This window comes from Streptomyces sp. WELS2, from assembly GCF_013870595.1.
Classification (GTDB): domain Bacteria; phylum Actinomycetota; class Actinomycetes; order Streptomycetales; family Streptomycetaceae; genus Streptomyces.
The window spans coordinates 1-1192 of record NZ_JACBWZ010001301.1; the positions used below are offsets into that span (position 1 = coordinate 1).

1 protein-coding gene is annotated in these 1192 nt (G+C 75.5%); it reads left to right on the top strand.

Annotated features, from left to right (window positions below):
* The coding region (locus H5J33_RS35910) for a PLP-dependent aminotransferase family protein (RefSeq protein WP_258565634.1) at positions 1-1192 on the top strand (1192 nt) is incomplete at both ends.

Below are 1192 nucleotides of genomic sequence, written 5' to 3' on the forward strand. Positions count from 1 at the left end.
CGCGAGCTCGCCCTCGCCCTCGCCGTCAGCCGCACCACCGTCGCGGCGGCCTACGAGGCGCTGCGCGGGGAGGGCTTCCTGGAGTCCCGGCGCGGCGCCGGCAGCTGGACCGCCGTACCGGCCGGCAACCCGATCCCCGCCCGCGGCCTGGAACCGCTGCCCCCGGAGGCCCTCGGCTCGATGATCGACCTGGGCTGCGCCTCGCTCCCGGCACCCGAGCCGTGGCTCACCCGGGCCGTGCAGGGCGCCCTGGAGGAACTGCCGCCGTACGCCCACACCCACGGCGACTACCCGGCCGGACTGCCCGCGCTGCGCTCGATGATCGCCGAGCGCTACACCGCGCGCGGCATCCCCACCATGCCGGAGCAGATCATGGTGACGACCGGCGCGATGGGCGCCATCGACGCGATCTGTCATCTCTTCGGGGGCCGCGGCGAGCGCATCGCCGTCGAGTCGCCGTCCTACGCCAACATCCTCCAGCTGATGCGCGAGGCGGGCGCCCGGCTGGTCCCGGTCGCGATGGCCGAGGGACTGTCCGGCTGGGACGTGGACCGCTGGCGCCAGGTCCTGCGCGAGGCCGCGCCGCGCATCGCCTACGTGGTCGCCGACTTCCACAACCCCACCGGGGCGCTCGCCGACGAGGACCAGCGGCGCCGGCTGGTGGACGCGGCGCGCTCGGCCGGCACCGTGCTCGTCGCCGACGAGACGATGAGCGAGCTGTGGCTGGACGAGGACGTCCGGGACGGCATGCCCCGGCCGGTGTGCGGCTTCGACCCGGCCGGCTCCACGGTGATCACGGTCGGCTCGGCCAGCAAGGCGTTCTGGGCGGGCATGCGCATCGGCTGGGTGCGGGCGGCACCGGACGTCATCCGCAGCCTGGTCGCCGCGCGCGCGTACGCCGACCTGGGCACGCCGGTGCTGGAGCAGCTGGCGGTGAACTGGCTCTTCAGCACGGGCGGCTGGGAGCAGGCGGTCGAGCTGCGCCGGGCGCAGGCCCGGGAGAACCGGGACGCGCTGGTGGCGGCGGTGCGCCGGGAGCTGCCCGACTGGGAGTTCGAGGTGCCGCGCGGTGGGCTGACCCTCTGGGTCCGGGCCGGCGGCCTGTCCGGCTCCCGGCTCGCGGAGGCCGACGCCTCAACCGTCCCACCGGGCCACCAGGACACCCGAACAAAAGGGACGCGCAAGGGCAGTT